Annotated in this window: 1 protein-coding gene and 1 pseudogene; one reads left to right on the top strand and one right to left on the bottom strand. The window is 63.9% G+C overall.

Annotated elements, in window-relative coordinates:
- On the bottom strand, window positions 1-238 hold a 238-nt coding region (locus LPA54_RS40255; protein WP_228985380.1), incomplete at its 3' end, for a creatininase family protein.
- Between the two features lie 42 nt (window positions 239-280).
- On the opposite strand from LPA54_RS40255, the pseudogene LPA54_RS40250 reads away from it, so the two are divergent.
- Window positions 281-416 (top strand): annotated as a pseudogene (locus LPA54_RS40250) (GTP cyclohydrolase II); the annotation flags it as partial.

Here is a 416-nt window from a genome sequence, read left to right as displayed (position 1 = left end):
CCGGAGGAAGGAGGTGCACGGGGTAGGAGTCGGCGACCGTCCGTGCGATCGCGCAGGCGACCAGGGTGTCCGTCGCCAACGGGAGGAAGGGACCGTGCTGTTCATGACTTCCGACCGGAAGTACCGCGATCTGACGTGAGACGCCGGCTCCCCGCGTCCGTACATCCTCTGTAGTATCCGCCGGCAACAGACCGTGCACCGGGCCGTATGCCGCCGACCGCTCGTGTGAACCACCCATATCCGTCACGGCCTTTCGTCTCTGCTTAGGAACTCGAGAATCATGACAGAAAAAATAGGCGTACTCGGCAAGCAGCCTCAGCGGCGGACCGGTGTGGAACGCGTCGTGAATGCGCCGCTGCCCACGGTGTACGGGAAGTTCCAGGCGATCGGTTACCTGGACCACGACCGCGGTGACG

This window comes from Streptomyces sp. DH12, from assembly GCF_020873895.1.
In the GTDB taxonomy this organism is placed as follows: Bacteria; Actinomycetota; Actinomycetes; order Streptomycetales; family Streptomycetaceae; genus Streptomyces.
The sequence above is the reverse complement of the archived record's forward strand: the minus strand, read 5'-3'. Positions and strand labels throughout refer to the sequence as shown.